The 433-nt window shown below is 38.3% G+C and carries 1 pseudogene; it reads right to left on the bottom strand.

Annotated elements, in window-relative coordinates:
- Positions 1 to 361: pseudogene (locus LMH66_RS20270) on the bottom strand (transposase); the annotation flags it as partial.
- Between the last annotated feature and the right edge of the window lie 72 nt (positions 362 to 433).

The raw sequence follows: 433 nt of genomic DNA, 5'->3' as shown, positions 1-433 counted from the left end.
AACACTTCGCATAATGTATTTATGCTGTAGCTCTGCCTGAGTTTCTCAATTATTAAGAATTGTTCAGTGAGTCCGACATCAACAGAGCTGTGGCTTTTTTTAATATTTCGTTGTGCTCCTGGAGGCGAGCAAGTTTCTTTTTTAACTCTCGAATTTCAATTTGTTCTGGCGATATAGGTGATGCTTTAGGTTGCTTACCTTGTCGCTCTTCCCTTAATTGTCGAACCCATTTATCCATGGTTGATTTGCCTACACTCATGGCTTGAGCAGCTTCAACAATTGAGTAATTTTGATCTAGCACTAATTGAGCTGATTCAAGTTTGAACTCTGCGCTAAAAAGTCTTCTTGTACGTTTTTTCATAATGTCACCTGTTAACTTATGAGGTGATAATATCACCTCTAACTAGGTGGCCAAATTAACTATGCCACTACA

It is taken from the genome of Shewanella sp. 10N.7 (genome assembly GCF_020806285.1).
GTDB classification, from domain to species: domain Bacteria; phylum Pseudomonadota; class Gammaproteobacteria; order Enterobacterales; family Shewanellaceae; genus Shewanella; species Shewanella electrodiphila.
The sequence above is the reverse complement of the archived record's forward strand: the minus strand, read 5'-3'. Positions and strand labels throughout refer to the sequence as shown.